The 16,004-nt window shown below is 60.0% G+C and carries 15 protein-coding genes; 8 read left to right on the plus strand and 7 right to left on the minus strand.

Annotation, left to right across the window (positions count from 1 at the left end; translation table 11 throughout):
- Positions 1–183 precede the first annotated feature (183 nt).
- Positions 184–531: a YceK/YidQ family lipoprotein gene (locus FUU19_RS01000; protein WP_197811665.1), complete on the plus strand. Its 348-nt coding sequence runs from the start codon at positions 184–186 to the stop codon at positions 529–531.
- A 29-nt stretch (positions 532–560) separates the two neighbouring features.
- Here FUU19_RS01000 and FUU19_RS01005 read toward each other — a convergent pair whose 3' ends face one another.
- Positions 561–1,841: a YidR family protein gene (locus FUU19_RS01005; protein ID WP_141971834.1), complete on the minus strand. Its 1,281-nt coding sequence runs from the start codon at positions 1,839–1,841 to the stop codon at positions 561–563.
- A gap of 176 nt (positions 1,842–2,017) precedes the next feature.
- Positions 2,018–2,293 carry a hypothetical protein gene (locus tag FUU19_RS01010; RefSeq protein ID WP_141971836.1) on the minus strand — a complete coding sequence of 92 codons (276 nt, stop codon included), beginning with the start codon at positions 2,291–2,293 and terminating at the stop codon, positions 2,018–2,020.
- A gap of 36 nt (positions 2,294–2,329) precedes the next feature.
- Between FUU19_RS01010 and FUU19_RS01015 the strand changes: the two genes are divergently transcribed.
- Together FUU19_RS01015 and FUU19_RS01020 are read left to right on the plus strand one after the other, a co-directional pair.
- Positions 2,330–3,298, plus strand: a complete 969-nt coding sequence (locus FUU19_RS01015; RefSeq protein WP_230489524.1) for a threonine/serine dehydratase — start codon at positions 2,330–2,332, stop codon at positions 3,296–3,298.
- Positions 3,285–4,226: an ornithine cyclodeaminase family protein gene (locus FUU19_RS01020; protein WP_197833991.1), complete on the plus strand. Its 942-nt coding sequence runs from the start codon at positions 3,285–3,287 to the stop codon at positions 4,224–4,226. The genes FUU19_RS01015 and FUU19_RS01020 overlap by 14 nt, the downstream gene beginning before the upstream one ends.
- Before the next feature lie 25 nt (positions 4,227–4,251).
- Here the strand turns inward: FUU19_RS01020 and yidA are convergent, their stop codons facing one another.
- The 5 genes from yidA to dnaA form a co-directional block, all read right to left on the minus strand.
- On the minus strand, positions 4,252–5,067 hold the full coding sequence (gene yidA, locus FUU19_RS01025; RefSeq protein ID WP_151265356.1) for a sugar-phosphatase: 816 nt from the start codon (positions 5,065–5,067) through the stop codon (positions 4,252–4,254).
- Positions 5,068–5,191: 124 nt separating this feature from the next.
- The gene (gene gyrB, locus FUU19_RS01030; RefSeq protein WP_202670202.1) at positions 5,192–7,606 is read right to left on the minus strand and encodes a DNA topoisomerase (ATP-hydrolyzing) subunit B; all 2,415 of its coding nucleotides are present in this window, start codon (positions 7,604–7,606) and stop codon (positions 5,192–5,194) included.
- Between the two features lie 18 nt (positions 7,607–7,624).
- Positions 7,625–8,710 (minus strand): DNA replication/repair protein RecF, encoded by a 1,086-nt coding sequence (recF, locus tag FUU19_RS01035; RefSeq protein ID WP_004933895.1) that lies wholly within the window; start codon positions 8,708–8,710, stop codon positions 7,625–7,627.
- Positions 8,711–8,871: 161 nt separating this feature from the next.
- Complete coding sequence (gene dnaN / locus FUU19_RS01040; protein WP_064290625.1) at positions 8,872–9,972, minus strand: DNA polymerase III subunit beta; 1,101 nt, start codon at positions 9,970–9,972, stop codon at positions 8,872–8,874.
- A gap of 4 nt (positions 9,973–9,976) precedes the next feature.
- Positions 9,977–11,371 carry a chromosomal replication initiator protein DnaA gene (dnaA, locus tag FUU19_RS01045; RefSeq protein WP_004933889.1) on the minus strand — a complete coding sequence of 465 codons (1,395 nt, stop codon included), beginning with the start codon at positions 11,369–11,371 and terminating at the stop codon, positions 9,977–9,979.
- Positions 11,372–12,053: 682 nt separating this feature from the next.
- Here dnaA and rpmH point away from each other — a divergent pair.
- The 5 genes from rpmH (at position 12,054) to mnmE (ending at position 15,893) form a co-directional block, all read left to right on the plus strand.
- On the plus strand, positions 12,054–12,194 hold the full coding sequence (gene rpmH, locus FUU19_RS01050) for a 50S ribosomal protein L34 (protein ID WP_000831330.1): 141 nt from the start codon (positions 12,054–12,056) through the stop codon (positions 12,192–12,194).
- Positions 12,195–12,211: 17 nt separating this feature from the next.
- Entirely contained in the window at positions 12,212–12,571 is a 360-nt protein-coding gene (gene rnpA / locus FUU19_RS01055) for a ribonuclease P protein component (protein WP_004933883.1), read from the plus strand.
- Positions 12,535–12,792: a membrane protein insertion efficiency factor YidD gene (yidD, locus tag FUU19_RS01060; protein WP_004933881.1), complete on the plus strand. Its 258-nt coding sequence runs from the start codon at positions 12,535–12,537 to the stop codon at positions 12,790–12,792. Before rnpA ends, yidD begins: the two co-directional genes overlap by 37 nt.
- Before the next feature lie 2 nt (positions 12,793–12,794).
- Entirely contained in the window at positions 12,795–14,432 is a 1,638-nt protein-coding gene (gene yidC / locus FUU19_RS01065; RefSeq protein ID WP_141971844.1) for a membrane protein insertase YidC, read from the plus strand.
- A gap of 96 nt (positions 14,433–14,528) precedes the next feature.
- The gene (gene mnmE / locus FUU19_RS01070) at positions 14,529–15,893 is read left to right on the plus strand and encodes a tRNA uridine-5-carboxymethylaminomethyl(34) synthesis GTPase MnmE (protein WP_230489525.1); all 1,365 of its coding nucleotides are present in this window, start codon (positions 14,529–14,531) and stop codon (positions 15,891–15,893) included.
- Positions 15,894–16,004: the final 111 nt, after the last annotated feature.

Raw genomic sequence — 16,004 nt, forward strand, 5'->3', positions numbered from 1 at the left:
GCTTTCATCAATTCAACAGGCGAGGATCAAAAAAAGCGCATTTCGGTTAGGTGAAAGTTTTTTTACCACTTACACTAAAGTGAGAGAGCCGCCACAGAGCGGGGTTTTGCTTCTTTTAAAGCAACAACAGGATGTTATAAATCAGCTTAATTTAGGGGAACAGCAACCCTGCAGGATGGATGAATGACGACGATGAAAGCGATAGCGACGGGCTGCATGTTGTTGGCGACCAGCGGTTGCTCCAGCGTGATGAGCCATACCGGCCCGAATCAGGGTTACTATCCCGGCACCCGCGCCAGCGTGGACATGCTGAAGGACGACAACACCAGCTGGGCGATGATGCCGCTGGTGGCGCTGGACTTGCCGTTCTCCGCGGTGATGGATACTGTACTGCTGCCTTACGACTACCTGCGTTCCGGCAATGACGCCACCGCAGATTCACCAAAAGCGCGCATCCTGCGCAGCGAGCAGCAGAATCTGGCGGCAACCGGCAATCCCGGTGAAGGCAACGAAAGCACTGCCACGCACTAATCACGCACGCAGCGGGCCGCCAGGCCCGCCTACACCTCAACCACAAAGATCTGGTTGAATCCCGCTATCTCGCGCATAAACGCCACTTTCCTGCCATCCGGCGAAAACACCACGGCATCCCCCGACGGTGGCTGCACGCTGCGCTGCGTTAAACGCTGCAGGCGACCGCCGGCGACCTCGCACAGCATTACGCTGTTGTCACACACCAAGGCTATCGTCCCGCCCTGCGGGTGCCAGCTGAACGCCGACTGGATGTCATGCTCGCTGCGGCTCACCTGGCGCGGTTCGCCGCCGTTCGGCGACACCGTCCACAGCTGTACCACGCCGCCGTCATCCTTCATCAAAAATGCGATTTGGCTACCGTCCGGCGAGCTGCGCAGCCAGTGGCGCGGCGCACCGGCGACGCCCGGAAAACGACGATCCCCGGTAAAGGTTACTCGCCGCTGCCTGACGCCCTGCGGCGGCGCCGGCAGCTCGCTTTCCGTCCCCTGCAGCGGCAGAGCACCCGCCCTGGCATAGTCGGCGTCGTTCTCCGGCAGATCGACGATAAACACCTCCGGCAGCTTCTCACCGGCGGCGGACAGCGTATCGCCGATAAATGCCAGCGCCCAGCGCTGCCGGCGGCCGTCGGCCTTGCGGTAACCTTCGCGGCCGATCCAGCCTTCTTCATAGGCGCGATTGATCTGATCGCTGCCCGGCTGCGGCTGTGGCACGGTCTCGCTGACCAGCACACAATAATGGCTGCCGTCATACTCGCGCGGATGTTGTTTCGGCGGATTGACACCGTGCAGCGGCACGGCCACCCCGACGTTGCGCAGATCGCGCGCCGGATCGCGTTCATGCATCACGTGATCGTTGTAGGTAAAGCTGAGGCGGCTGCCGTCCGGACTGAAAACGTGCACATGGCTGCCGCCGCGCAGCGCGCCGGGCGTGTAGGGCGCGGTGATATCCAGCGCGTCGAGGGTGATGGCCAACTCGCGATCCGGTTCGCTGACGATCACCCCGCGGCGGTGGTGAAAATCATACTGCCAGGCGCTGTCCGGGTGCTCCGGGCCGTGGATGAAGACGTAGCGCGCCGGTGCATCGGGGCTGACCGTAACCACGCCGACGTGCGCGCCGTGCTGGGCGCGATAAACCACCTCCACCGCGCCGCTGGCGACGTTGACCCGCTCGATGCTCAGACCAGTGAAAGAGGCGCCGCGCGGGCGCACGTCATAAGCCAGCCATTGGCTGTCCGGCGTCCAGACGTTGATATTGGTTAACTGATGCCCACGAGGGTCGAAAGTCAGTTGTTTTTCCCGATGGCTCATGGCGGTTCTCCTGCGCATGCCGGCACTGAGTCGTCATCTTACCGGATCGGCGGCAGCGTTTCACATGGCCTACGCGGGTAAGGCGGGAGGATTTTTCGGTTCGAAATGCCGCAATGATTTTTCAGCGTCTTATCATTTAAGCCGATAGACGGCGTCGGCAGGAAATAAGCGGCCGATTAGGTGCTCGCATTCCTGGCGGCGAAACTCAACGGCGCCCATGCCGTATAGGCGGATGCCGCGAGCGCTATTGTTTCATTCTCATTTCCTTGATCAAAATAATTCAGCGGCAGCGCCTTCCTTAACGCAAATAAATAAAAAACCGTGTCGCTAAACGGCAGGTTAATGATTATTTTCACCGCCAACGCGATGCTCTTCCCCGGCCGTTGCCGCTGGCTGGCCGGCTTGCCCGCCGGTCGGGCGACGGGGTTTACAATCAATACAAAAAAGTACAAACTGGATTTTTAAGTCCAAAACATTCTGGAGCCGGTATGAACGCCCTCTTCGATGCCATTGTTTCTGCCCATCAGCAACTGCGCCCTCAGGTACGGGTCACGCCCCTGGAGCGCAGCGTGCTGCTTTCACAGCAGCTCGGCTGTGAGCTGTATCTGAAATGCGACCATCTGCAACACACCGGCTCCTTTAAATTTCGCGGCGCCAGCAACAAGCTACGGTTGCTGGATAGCGAACAACGCCGGCGCGGCGTGATCGCCGCCTCAACCGGCAACCACGGCCAGGCGGTCGCCCTGGCGGGGCAGCTGATGGGCGTTGGCGTCACGGTTTATGCGCCAGAGACGGCCGCGAGCATCAAGCTAGACACCATCCGCGCGCTGGGCGGCACCGTGGAATTGGTGCCGGGCGATGCGCTGAACGCCGAACTGGCGGGGGAACAGGCCGCACGCGAACAGGGAAAAACCTATATCTCGCCGTATAACGACGAGCAGGTGATCGCCGGCCAGGGCACCTGCGGCATGGAGCTGGTTGAACAGCTCACCGGTCTGGACGCCGTGTTCGTGGCGGTGGGCGGCGGTGGCTATATCGCAGGTATCGGCACCGTTCTGCGGCAAATGTCGCCGAACACGCAGCTTATCGCCTGCTGGCCTGAAAACGCCACCAGCATGTACAGCGCGCTTGAAGCAGGCCATATCTTCCCGGTGGAAGAGCACGAAACCCTGTCCGACGGCACCGCCGGCGGCGTCGAACCGGGTGCCGTAACCTTCCCACTGTGCCAACAGCTGATCGACCGCAAAGTGCTGGTCAGCGAAGCGGAGATCAAGCACGCGATGCGCCGGATCGCCGCCAGCGATCGGTGGATTATCGAAGGCGCAGCCGGCGTGGCGCTGGCGGCGGCGATCAAACTGGCGCCGGAATATCAGGGGAAAAAAGTGGCGGTGGTGCTGTGCGGCAAAAATATCGTGCTGGAGAAATACCTCAAGGCCATCGCCGATGCGCATCCTTAATCGGCAGCAAATCCTCGCCGCGTTCGACGCCGAGAGCATCACGCCGCTGCTGAAGCAGGGTTTTATCGCCTATTCGCAACGGCGGGTGCAGCAGCCCCCGGTACAGCATTTCCTGTTCGAACAGGCCGCTGGCGATTGCTGCATCAAATCCGCCTGGCTGGAAGGCGACGAACTGTTCGTGGTCAAGGTCTCCGCCGGTTTCTATCGCAACGCCGAGCGCAGCCTGGCCAGTAATCAGGGGTTGGTGATGGCATTCTCCGCCCAGACCGGCGAACCGCAGGCGCTGCTGCAGGATGAGGGTTGGCTGACCGCGCTGCGCACCGCCCTGGCCGGACGCATCGCCGCCGAGCTGTGCGCGCCGCCGCATATTCAGGCGATCGGTATTGTCGGCACCGGCCTGCAGGCACGGCTGCAGCTGCAATGTCTGAAACCGGTGACCGATTGCCGAGACGTGTGGGTGTGGGGGCGAGACGAACAGGCGCTGGCGGCGTATCGGCGCGAGGCCGAGGCCGAAGGTTTTCGGGTGCGGGTCACGCAGGACGCGGCGGAGCTGGCGGCGCACTGTCAGCTGATCGTCACCACCACGCCCAGCCGCGAACCGATCTTGCAGGCGGCGGATATTCGGCCCGGCACACACATCACCGCCGTGGGCGCCGACGCGCCCGGCAAGCAGGAGCTGGCGACCGATCTGGTGGCGCGCGCGGACGCGCTGCTGGTCGATGCCCTGGCGCAGTGCGCGGACTATGGCGAGATCGCGACGGCTTATCGGCAAAACAGGCTGACCTCAACGTCAATCGTCGAAATGGGCGCCGTTTTAGCGCAGGGAAAGCGGGTGCGAAGCGAGCCGCAGCAGATCACCATCGCCGATCTCACCGGCTTGGCAATTCAGGATCTGCAGATCGCCAAAGGGGTGTTGGCGAAAGTATAAAGGGGCGCCACAGCGCCCCGCTTGATCAGGCGTTGAGCACGAACTTCTCGATAGCGCGTGCCACGCCGTCTTCGGTATTGGCGCTGGTGACAAACTGCGCCACCGCTTTCAGTTCGGGAATGGCGTTGCCCATCGCTACGCCGACGCCGGCATATTCGATCATCGCCGTATCATTGGCCTGATCCCCCAGCGTCATGATGTTTTCCCGCGCCACGCCCAAATGCTCGGCCAGCATTCTCACCCCGGCGCCTTTATCGACGTTCTTGTGCAAGATCTCGAGGAAATAAGGCGCACTTTTCAGGATGGTGTAACGCTCGCGCGTTTCCGCCGGGATGCGCGCGATGGCGCGGTCCAGCAGCTCCGGCTCGTCGATCATCATCACTTTCGGGAAACGCATCTGGCGATCCATCTCTTCCACGCTGCGGTATTTCAACGGAATACCGGTCATTGCCGCCTCGTGTATGGTGTATTTGCCGATGTCCTTGTTCGGGGTATACAGGGTATCGAAATCAAACGCCTGGTAGTGAACGCCGAACTCGCGCGCCATCTGCTCGAAGTGCAGATAATCCTCGAAGCCCAGCGTTTCTTGCAAAATGCAGGCGCCGTCGACCGCCCGCAGCACCAGCGCGCCGTTATAGGTTATACAAAAATCGCCGGGGCCCTGAATGTCCAACTGGCGCAGATAATCCTGCACGCCGACATAAGGCCGCCCGGTGGCCAGTACCACGTGCACCCCTTTGCGCCGCGCCGCCGCGATAGCCTGCTTTACCGCCGGCGTGATTTGGTGCTGCGGATCCAGCAACGTGCCATCCATGTCGATCGCAATCAGTTCAATAGCCATTCAACGCTTCTCCCAGTGGTTTTTTCCCATGCTAACGCGTTTCAGCCTCGGCTGTCAGCGCCAAAAAAGGCGTAAAAAAATCCGCGCGGGTCGCCCGGCGCGGATTTTCACAGCCATTAACGCATCAGATATCGATGTTCGCCGCTTTCAAGGCGTTTTCTTCGATAAAGGCGCGGCGCGGTTCAACCGCATCGCCCATCAGCGTGGTGAACAGCTGATCGGCAGCGATGGCATCCTTGACGGTCACCCGCAGCATGCGGCGGCTTTCAGGATCCATGGTGGTTTCCCACAGCTGCTCCGGGTTCATCTCGCCCAGACCTTTATAACGCTGCACCGACAGGCCGCGGCGCGACTCTTTCACCAGCCACTCCAACGCTTGCTCGAAGCTGTCTACCGGCTGACGGCGTTCGCCGCGCTCGATGAACGCGCCCTCTTCGACCAGCCCGCGCAGCTTCTCGCCCAGCTGGCAGATCTTGCGGTATTCGCCGCCGTGGATGAAGTCGAAGTCCAGCTTATAGTCGGTATCCACGCCGTGGGTGCGGATGCGCAGCGCCGGCTCGAACATCTGGCGCTCGCGATTCTCGAAGAGAACGAAGTCATAGCTGCTGCCGTGCTGCTCTTTGTCGTTCAGCGCCTGCACCAGCGAAGCAATCCAGGTTTTCACCTTGGCTTCATCGCTGAGATCGCCTTCGTTCAGCGTCGGCTGATAGATCAGGCTGTTCAGCAGCGCACGCGGGTAGCGGCGCTCCATACGGCCGATCAGCTTCTGCACGCTATAGTGCTCGGCCACCAGTTTTTCCAGCTGCTCGCCGCCAAGCGCCGGTGCGCTGGCATTGGTGTGCAGCGTAGCGCCGTCCATCGCGATGGCGATCTGGTACTGATCCATCGCCTCGTCATCTTTGATGTACTGCTCTTGCTTACCTTTCTTCACCTTGTACAGCGGCGGCTGTGCGATGAACACGTGGCCACGCTCGATGATTTCCGGCATCTGGCGATAGAAGAAGGTCAACAGCAGCGTACGGATGTGCGAACCGTCGACGTCGGCATCGGTCATGATGATGATGCTGTGATAACGCAGCTTGTCCGGATTGTACTCGTCGCGGCCAATGCCGCAACCCAGCGCGGTGATCAGCGTCGCCACTTCCTGCGATGAGAGCATTTTGTCGAAACGCGCTTTCTCGACGTTGAGGATTTTCCCCTTCAGCGGCAAGATAGCCTGATTCTTGCGGTTGCGCCCCTGCTTGGCAGAGCCGCCCGCGGAGTCCCCTTCCACCAGGTACAGTTCGGACAGCGCCGGGTCGCGTTCCTGGCAGTCCGCCAGCTTGCCCGGCAGGCCGGCCAGATCCAGTGCGCCTTTGCGACGGGTCATCTCACGTGCTTTACGCGCCGCTTCGCGCGCGCGCGCCGCGTCGATGATTTTGCCGACCACAATTTTCGCGTCGCTTGGATTCTCCATCAGGTAATCCACCAGCTTCTCGTTCATCAGCGTTTCAACCGCAGTTTTCACCTCGGAAGAGACCAGCTTGTCTTTGGTTTGAGAAGAGAACTTCGGATCCGGCACCTTCACCGACACTACGGCAATCAGGCCTTCACGCGCGTCATCGCCGGTGGCGCTGACCTTGGCCTTCTTGCTGTAGCCTTCCTTCTCCATGTAGCTGTTCAGCGTACGGGTCATCGCGGTACGGAAACCGACCAGGTGCGTGCCGCCGTCGCGCTGCGGAATGTTGTTGGTGAAGCAGTAGATGTTTTCCTGGAAACCGTCGTTCCACTGCAGCGCCACTTCCACGCCGATATCGTCTTTCACGGTCGAGAAGTAGAACACGTTCGGGTGGATCGGGGTTTTGTTCTTGTTCAGGTACTCGACAAACGCCTTGATACCGCCTTCGTAATGGAAGTGGTCTTCACGGTCGGTACGCTTGTCCTTCAGGCGGATAGACACGCCGGAGTTGAGGAAGGACAGCTCGCGCAGACGCTTGGCCAGAATGTCGTATTCGAATTCGGTTACATTGGTGAAGGTCTGGTGGCTCGGCCAGAAACGCACCATGGTGCCGGTCTGCTCGGTCTCGCCCACCACGTTCAGCGGCGCCTGCGGCTCACCGTGGCTGTAAGTTTGTTCGTGTACTTTGCCTTCGCGGCGGATCACCAGCTCCAGTTTCTCCGACAGGGCGTTAACCACCGAGACGCCCACGCCGTGCAGGCCGCCGGAAACTTTATAGGAGTTGTCGTCGAATTTACCGCCGGCGTGCAGCACGGTCATGATGACCTCTGCGGCTGAAACCCCTTCTTCAGGGTGAATGCCGGTCGGAATGCCGCGGCCGTCATCCTGTACCGATACCGAGTTGTCGGCATGGATGGTGACCTGAATGTCACTACAGTGGCCCGCGAGCGCTTCGTCGATAGCGTTGTCCACAACCTCGAATACCATGTGGTGCAGACCGGTGCCGTCATCGGTATCGCCGATATACATGCCCGGGCGCTTGCGCACCGCATCCAGCCCTTTTAATACCTTGATACTTGAGGAGTCATAAGAATTCGACATCAACGTTTCTCGCTCATTTTAGTCCTGTGGTTGAACCTCTATTTTACCCTGTTCCACGCGGAACATCTTGCCCTTTTCACCGGCCATGTCGGTCACTTGTTCAGCGCTGACTGCGCTGACAAAAACCTGGGCCTGGGTGGCTTTCAGGCGATCGGCCAGCAACCGGCGACGGCCGGTGTCCAGCTCGGAGGCAAAATCATCAATCAGATACAGGCAACGCCGCCCGCTCTGCCGGGTGAGAAACTCACCCTGCGCCAAGCGCAACGCGCACATCAGCAGCTTAAGCTGACCGCGCGATAACAAATCCTCTACCGGCGTGCCGTCGGCACGAATGCGAAAGTCCGCTTTGTGCGGCCCCACCGCGGTATAGGTTAACGCCCTGTCGCGCTCAAACTGGCGCTCCAGCAGCTCGCCGTAGTCGCTCTCTTTGTCCCAGCCGCGCTGGAAGGAGAAGCTCAGGGCGAATTCAGGCAGAAACTGCGCGCAGGTCGCGGTGATATCCGCGGCGATCGCGTCGCTGTATTCCGCCCGCCATTCGCTGATGCGCTCCGCGAGCGGGATCAGTTCCTGATCCCAGGCGCGGATCTGCGCATAGCGACTCACCTGGCGCAGCGCGGCATTGCGCTGCTTCAGTAACCGTTTCAGGTTGCTCCAGGCGGTGAAAAAACCGGGTTCGTTATGAAAACAGCCCCAGTCCAGGAAAGCGCGCCGGAATTTCGGCCCGCCGTTCAGCAGGGTAAAACCTTCGGGGGTGATCAGCTGCATGGGCAGCAGCTGCGCCAGCTCGGCCACCTTGTGGCCGTCGCTGCCATCGATGCGTACTTTGCTGTCACCCTGACGGCTCTTGCTCAATCCTACCGACAGCTCGCGCTCCGCACCTTCGATGCGGCCATGCAGCACGAACTCCGGCTGGTCGTGGCGAATCACCCGACCGGCCTGCAGGCTGCGAAAGGCGCGGCCGTGGCCGAGTGTATACACCGCTTCCAGCACGCTGGTCTTGCCGCTGCCGTTGGCACCAACCAAGAAGTTGAATCCCGGCGCCAGCGCCAAATCCGCCGCCTCGATATTGCGGAAATCTTTAATCAATAAACGCGTTAATGCCATGCCAATTCTATCACCGGGAAACTACGCTCACTGTAAGGGCGTTATCGGTGCAGGCAGTTTACGTGCGGACAGCCCACAGCAACCGGAGCGTACACAGAGTACGTGAGGATTGCGAGCACTGCCCAAGCGTAAAATGGCAAGCAAGATAGCCCGGATATCGATCACAACCGCATTGGCATGACAACGTAGGCCGCCGCCTGGCTGGCGCCGTCTTCGATCTGCACGCTGGAGACCGAGTCGGTCAACAGCAGGCGCACGTCTTCACACTTGAGCGCGTTCAGTACGTCCAGCACGTAGCTGACGTTGAAGCCGATCTCCATCTCCGCGCCGTCGTAGCTGACGTCGAGGATCTCTTCCGCCTCTTCCTGCTCCGGGTTGTTGGCGGTGATCTTCAGCTGGTTCTGGCTGACGTACAGCCGCACGCCGCGGAATTTCTCGTTCGAGAGAATGGCCGCGCGCGCAAACGCCTGCTTGAGCAGATCGCAGCCGGCTTCCAGCGTTTTATCCGGGTTCTTCGGCAAGACGCGGCGATAGTCCGGGAAACGGCCGTCAACCAGCTTGGAGGTGAAGATGAAATCGCCGACGTGGGCGCGAATGTTGTTGCTGCCGATCTGCAGCTGCAGCAGCGAATCGCCGCCGTCCAGCAGACGCACCAGCTCCATCACCCCTTTACGCGGCACGATCACCGAATGGGACGGCAGCTGTTGGCCGATCGGCATCGAACACACCGCCAGGCGGTGGCCGTCGGTCGCGACGGTGCGCAGCTCTTCGCCTTCGGTTTCAAACAGCATGCCGTTCAGGTAGTAACGCACGTCCTGATGGGCCATCGAGAACTGGGTGGCTTCGATCAGGCGCTTCAGCGTCGCCTGCGGCAAGGTGAACTCCACCTCGCTCTGCCAGTCGTCCAGGTTCGGGAAGTCCGCCGCCGGCAGCGTGGACAGCGAGAAGCGGCTGCGGCCGGACCGCACCAGCATGCGCTCGCTCTCCAGCGTGACGGCGATCTCCGCCCCTTCCGGCAGGCCACGGCAGATATCAAAGAATTTACGCGCGGGCACGGTGGTCGCGCCCGCCTCGTGCGGTTGGGACAGGGCGACGCGCGCCACCATCTCCATCTCCAGATCGGTGCCGGTCAGCAGCAGGGAGCCTTCCGTCACCTGCAGCAGCAGGTTGCCCAGGATCGGCAAGGTCGGGCGGCCGCCCAGCGGGCTGCTCACCTGTTGCAGCGGTTTTAGCAGATGCTCACGTTCAACGATAAATTTCATAGCGCTATGAAGATAATGTTCTGATTAAATTGGAGAAATCTTCTTTGATGTCGTGACTTTCCTCACGCAGCTGCTCGATCTTCCGGCAGGCGTGCAACACCGTGGTATGGTCGCGGCCACCAAACGCATCGCCGATTTCCGGCAGGCTGTGGTTGGTGAGTTCCTTCGCCAGCGCCATCGCCATCTGGCGCGGGCGGGCAACGGATCGCGAACGCCGCTTGGACAGCAAATCCGCGACTTTAATCTTGTAATACTCCGCCACCGTCTTTTGAATATTGTCGATGGTGACCAGCTTTTCCTGCAGCGCCAGCAGATCGCGCAGCGCTTCGCGCACGAAATCGATGGTGATGGCCCGGCCGGTAAAGTTGGCGTTGGCGATCACGCGGTTCAGCGCCCCTTCGAGCTCACGCACGTTGGAACGCAGGCGCTTGGCGATGAAGAACGCCACTTCGCCCGGCAGGCGAATGTCGTTCTCGTCGGCCTTTTTCATCAGGATCGCCACGCGGGTTTCCAGCTCCGGCGGCTCGATCGCCACCGTCAGCCCCCAGCCGAAGCGAGACTTCAGACGATCTTCCACCCCGTTGATCTCTTTAGGGTAGCGATCCGAGGTCAGGATGATCTGCTGATTGCCTTCCAACAGGGCGTTAAAGGTATGGAAGAACTCTTCCTGCGAACGCTCCTTGTTGGCGAAGAATTGAATGTCATCGATCAGCAAGGCGTCGACCGAACGGTAGTAGCGCTTAAACTCTTCGATGGCATTGTTCTGCAACGCTTTGACCATGTCCTGCACAAAGCGTTCCGAGTGCATGTAGACCACTTTGGCGTTGGCCTTGCGCGCCATGATGCCGTTGCCGACCGCGTGCAGCAGGTGAGTTTTACCCAGGCCGGTGCCGCCATACAGGAACAAAGGGTTGTAGGCGCCGCCCGGATTGTCCGCCACCTGGCGAGCCGCCGCGCGCGCCAGCTGGTTGGACTTACCCTCGACGAAGTTGTCGAAGGTGTGCTTGGGGTTGACGTTGGAGCGGTAAGAGAGCTCGGGTTGCGCCGCCGCGTTGTCCCAGCTCGGGCGCGAAGGCGCGGCCGTGCGCGCCGCCGGAGCTGCGGGGGCGCTGCTGACGCTGGCGGTCACGGTCTGGCTGATCACCTGCGTGATCGGCTTGCTGCCGACTTCAAAACGCAGCAAAGGCGCATCCGTGCCGCAGAAATCATTCAGCAGACCATTGATGTTGTTTAAGTACTTATCGCGAACCCAATCCAGCACAAAACGGTTAGGCGCGTACAGCGCCAGGGTGTTGTCACTCAGTTCCGCCTGCAATGGGCGAATCCACATACTAAATTCTGTGGCAGGTAACTCATCCTGCAATCGGGCAAGACACTGCTGCCAAAGCGAAAGTGACACGGCGGACTCCACTCGAACAAGATCAATAAAGAAAAGAAACGGGCAACTTTTTTATAACTCATGATTTTTGACACATACCCGGCATCGGCTGTTTGCCTGTGGGGGATGCGAACCGCCTTTCACGGTTTGTGTCCCTCACGATCCCGGTATGAGGGATCGCGATCGGAATGACGGATCATAGCGCAATCCGCGCAAGAGATCCTCCCCTTCCTCACAGATTAGATCCATTTTATCCACAGGCCGCGGCCGGCGGCGATCTTTTCACCGCCGGCGCCGAATGGCCGCGCAGATCCCGGCCGCTGCGCCGCGTTTTTTACATTGTCAACCGGTTATACCCTGTTATCCACGCCGGATCCTGAGATCGCGCGCAAAGGATCTCACGGGGATCCTTGCGATTTCACCCCGAGTCCGTATAATCTTCGCCCTACGTGTGATACCTGGTTCCTTATGGTGCGTCATTAGCCAGACAGGATTCTGCGGTGACCACGGGCCAAGACCGGATTTTGTTCCGTTATTGGCAGACAACCAGGTAGGCTGGCGCGATGCGAATTGACTCAGGACTGTACAATTATTACAATCCCGCTTCTTTATGTATTGCGATTGAGGCGTCGGTCATCTTCACGCCGAGTAGCCAAACGCGTTTACTGATCAGTAATTATTTTAAGTTTAGGTAGAAATCGCTATGAAACGCACTTTCCAACCGTCCGTATTGAAGCGCAACCGTAGCCACGGTTTCCGTGCTCGTATGGCCACCAAAAATGGTCGTCAAGTTCTGGCCCGCCGTCGTGCGAAAGGCCGTGCTCGTCTGACTGTTTCTAAGTAATAAAGCTAACCCGCTGAGTGGTTAAGCTCGCTTTTCCCAGGGAGTTACGTTTGTTAACTCCCACTCATTTCACTTTCGTCTTCCAGCAGCCACAACGGGCTGGCACGCCGCAAATCACCATCCTCGGCCGCCTGAACCAGCTGGGGCATCCCCGCATCGGTCTTACCGTCGCCAAAAAACACGTCAAACGCGCGCACGAGCGTAATCGGATCAAACGCCTAACCCGCGAAAGTTTCCGCCTGCGTCAGCACGAATTACCGGCGATGGATTTTGTCGTGGTGGCCAAAAAGGGGATAGCGGATTTGGATAACCGCGCGCTGACGGAAGCTTTGGATAAATTATGGCGTCGCCACTGTCGCCAGGCTCCCGCATCCTGATCGGGCTGGTGCGGGCCTATCAGCTCGTCATCAGTCCGCTGCTAGGGCCTCGTTGTCGCTTCCAGCCGACATGCTCTCATTACGCAATTGAGGCATTAAGCAGGTTTGGCATGATAAAAGGCAGTTGGTTAGCATTGAAACGCGTATTAAAATGCCACCCTTTGAACCCAGGTGGCGATGATCCGGTGCCGCCAAAAACCGACGATAACAGAGAACACTAACGATGGATTCGCAACGCAATCTTCTCCTCATCGCTCTGCTGTTCGTGTCTTTCATGATCTGGCAGGCATGGCAAACGGACAACGCTCCGCAGCCGGCCGCACAGACCACGCAACAGACTTCGAACGCAGTAGCCGGTGATGCCGCCAGCCAGGCCGTGCCAGCCAGTGGTCAGGGTAAGCTGATTACCGTGAACACCGACGTGCTGTCACTGACCATCAACACCCGTGGTGGCGATATCGAGCAGGCTAAACTGTTGGCCTACCCGGATACTCTGGGTTCATCGACTCCGTTCCAACTGCTGGAAACCACTCCGTCATTCGTCTATCAGGCGCAAAGCGGCCTGACCGGTAAAAACGGCCCGGACAACCCGGCCAACGGCGAGCGCCCGCTGTATCAAGCGGCGCAGGACAGCTACACCCTGCCGGAAGGCCAGGACGAGCTGCGCATCCCGCTGACCTACACCGATAAAGACGGCGCGGTCTACACCAAGACCTTCGTGCTCAAACGCAATCACTATGCGGTCGGCGTGGATTACAGCATCGACAACAAAGGCGCGGCGCCGCTGGAGCTGACCCTGTTCGGCCAGCTGAAGCAGACTACCGAATTGCCTAAGCACCGCGACACCGGCAGCAGCAACTTCGCGCTGCATACCTTCCGCGGCGCGGCGTACTCGTCCAGCGAGGACAAGTACCAGAAATACGCGTTCGACAAAGACGAAAACCTGAGCGTCACCACCAAAGACGGCTGGGTCGCCATGCTGCAACAGTACTTCGCCACCGCGTGGGTACCGGCGACCAAGGGTGACAACACCTTCTACACCGCCAAACCGGGCGACAACCTGTCCACCATCGGCTTCAAATCTACGCCGGTCGTGGTGCAGCCGGGCGCTCAGCAGCAGCTGAACGCGACCCTGTGGGTCGGCCCGGAGCTGCAGGACCAGATGGCCCAGCTGGCGCCGCACCTGGACCTGACCGTGGATTACGGTTGGCTGTGGTTCATCTCCCAGCCGCTGTTCAAACTGCTGAAGTTCATCCACGGCTTTATCGGTAACTGGGGCTTCTCCATCATCATCATCACCTTCATCGTGCGCGGCATCATGTACCCGCTGACCAAGGCGCAGTACACCTCGATGGCGAAAATGCGCATGCTGCAGCCGAAGCTGCAGGCGATGCGCGAGCGCATCGGCGATGACAAGCAGCGCATGAGCCAAGAGATGATGGCGCTGTACAAGTCGGAGAAAGTGAACCCGCTCGGCGGCTGCCTGCCGCTGATCATTCAGATGCCGATCTTCCTGGCGCTGTACTACATGCTGATGGGCTCGGTTGAGCTGCGCCACGCGCCGTTCGCCCTGTGGATCCATGACCTGTCGGCGCAAGACCCGTACTACATCCTGCCAATCCTGATGGGCGTGACGATGTTCTTCATTCAGAAGATGTCGCCGACCACCGTGACTGACCCGATGCAGCAGAAAATCATGACCTTCATGCCGGTGATCTTCACAGTGTTCTTCCTGTGGTTCCCGTCCGGTCTGGTGCTGTACTACATCGTCAGTAACCTGGTGACCATCCTGCAGCAGCAGCTGATTTACCGTGGTCTGGAAAAACGCGGTCTGCACAGCCGCGACAAGAAAAAAAGCTAAGCGTATTGTAGGGGTTCGGCGCGCCGACCCTTGCAGTCACCCCAAAGGCGGTCATTAGACCGCCTTTTTGCATCTTAATCGTCAGAGAGAACCGTTATGAGCACCACCGATACCATCGTAGCCCAAGCCACCCCGCCGGGACGCGGCGGCGTCGGCATTCTGCGCGTTTCCGGAAGCCAGGCCAAAGACGTCGCCCAGGCGTTGCTCGGCAAGCTGCCGAAGCCGCGCTACGCTGACTATCTGCCGTTCCGCGACGCCACGGGCGCCACGCTCGATCAGGGCATCGCGCTGTGGTTCCCGGGGCCGAACTCCTTTACCGGCGAAGACGTGCTGGAACTGCAGGGCCACGGCGGGCCGGTGATCCTCGATCTGTTGCTCAAGCGCGTGCTGTCGCTCCCTGACGTGCGCATCGCACGGCCCGGCGAGTTCTCCGAACGCGCGTTCCTCAACGACAAACTCGATTTGGCGCAGGCCGAAGCGATTGCCGATCTGATCGACGCCAGCTCCGAGCAGGCGGCGCGTTCGGCGATGAACTCGCTGCAGGGTGCGTTCTCCACCCGCATCCACCAGCTCGTGGAAGCGCTCACTCACCTGCGAATCTACGTGGAAGCGGCGATCGACTTCCCGGATGAGGAAATTGATTTCCTGTCCGACGGTAAAATCGAGGCGCAGCTCAACGACGTAATGGCGGATCTGGACAACGTGCGCGGTGAAGCGCGCCAGGGCAGCCTGCTGCGCGAAGGGATGAAGGTAGTGATAGCCGGGCGCCCCAACGCCGGCAAATCGAGCCTGCTCAATGCGTTGGCCGGGCGCGAGGCGGCGATCGTCACCGATATCGCCGGCACCACCCGCGACGTCTTGCGCGAACATATCCATATCGACGGCATGCCGCTGCACATCATCGATACCGCCGGCCTGCGCGACGCCAGCGACGAAGTTGAGCGTATCGGCATCGAACGTGCATGGAATGAGATCGAACAGGCCGACCGAGTGCTGTTTATGGTTGACGGCACCACCACCGCCGCCACCGAGCCGGCGGAGATCTGGCCGGAATTTATGGCGCGCCTGCCGGGCACGCTGCCGATCACCGTGGTGCGCAACAAGGCCGACATCACCGGTGAAACGCTGGGTCTGACAGAAGTGAACAACCACTCACTTATTCGCCTGTCGGCCCGCACCGGCGAAGGCGTCGATGTGCTGCGCGATCATCTTAAACAGAGCATGGGCTTCACCAGCAACATGGAAGGCGGCTTCCTGGCGCGCCGTCGCCACCTGCAGGCGCTGGAACTGGCGGCACAGCACCTGGTGCAGGGCAAAGAACAGTTAGTGAGCGCTTACGCGGGCGAGCTGTTGGCCGAGGAGCTGCGCCAGGCGCAGCTGGCCTTGAGTGAAATCACCGGCGAATTCACCTCCGACGACCTGCTGGGCCGCATCTTCTCCAGCTTCTGTATCGGGAAATAATCGACTGCGAGCGCCGTATCCTACTCGGCGCCCGCATGTTACTTCTCCCGGCGGCATCAAAACTCACCTAAGCTTATCTCATCAATTTTGCTGCGTGAGAGATAAGCTTAC

Source organism: Serratia montpellierensis, from assembly GCF_020858655.1.
Classification (GTDB): domain Bacteria; phylum Pseudomonadota; class Gammaproteobacteria; order Enterobacterales; family Enterobacteriaceae; genus Serratia; species Serratia montpellierensis.

What these genes read in the sequence shown, in the direction of transcription:
- FUU19_RS01015 (WP_230489524.1), top strand. Translation starts at nt 2,330, where the DNA reads ATGAACGCCCTCTTCGATGCCATTGTTTCTGCCCATCAGCAACTGCGC.
- recF (WP_004933895.1), bottom strand. Translation starts at nt 8,710, where the DNA reads ATGGCATTAACGCGTTTATTGATTAAAGATTTCCGCAATATCGAGGCG.
- yidA (WP_151265356.1), bottom strand. Translation starts at nt 5,067, where the DNA reads ATGGCTATTGAACTGATTGCGATCGACATGGATGGCACGTTGCTGGAT.
- gyrB (WP_202670202.1), bottom strand. Translation starts at nt 7,606, where the DNA reads ATGTCGAATTCTTATGACTCCTCAAGTATCAAGGTATTAAAAGGGCTG.
- mnmE (WP_230489525.1), top strand. Translation starts at nt 14,529, where the DNA reads ATGAGCACCACCGATACCATCGTAGCCCAAGCCACCCCGCCGGGACGC.
- FUU19_RS01005 (WP_141971834.1), bottom strand. Translation starts at nt 1,841, where the DNA reads ATGAGCCATCGGGAAAAACAACTGACTTTCGACCCTCGTGGGCATCAG.
- FUU19_RS01000 (WP_197811665.1), top strand. Translation starts at nt 184, where the DNA reads ATGACGACGATGAAAGCGATAGCGACGGGCTGCATGTTGTTGGCGACC.
- yidD (WP_004933881.1), top strand. Translation starts at nt 12,535, where the DNA reads ATGGCGTCGCCACTGTCGCCAGGCTCCCGCATCCTGATCGGGCTGGTG.
- yidC (WP_141971844.1), top strand. Translation starts at nt 12,795, where the DNA reads ATGGATTCGCAACGCAATCTTCTCCTCATCGCTCTGCTGTTCGTGTCT.
- dnaN (WP_064290625.1), bottom strand. Translation starts at nt 9,972, where the DNA reads ATGAAATTTATCGTTGAACGTGAGCATCTGCTAAAACCGCTGCAACAG.
- FUU19_RS01020 (WP_197833991.1), top strand. Translation starts at nt 3,285, where the DNA reads ATGCGCATCCTTAATCGGCAGCAAATCCTCGCCGCGTTCGACGCCGAG.
- rpmH (WP_000831330.1), top strand. Translation starts at nt 12,054, where the DNA reads ATGAAACGCACTTTCCAACCGTCCGTATTGAAGCGCAACCGTAGCCAC.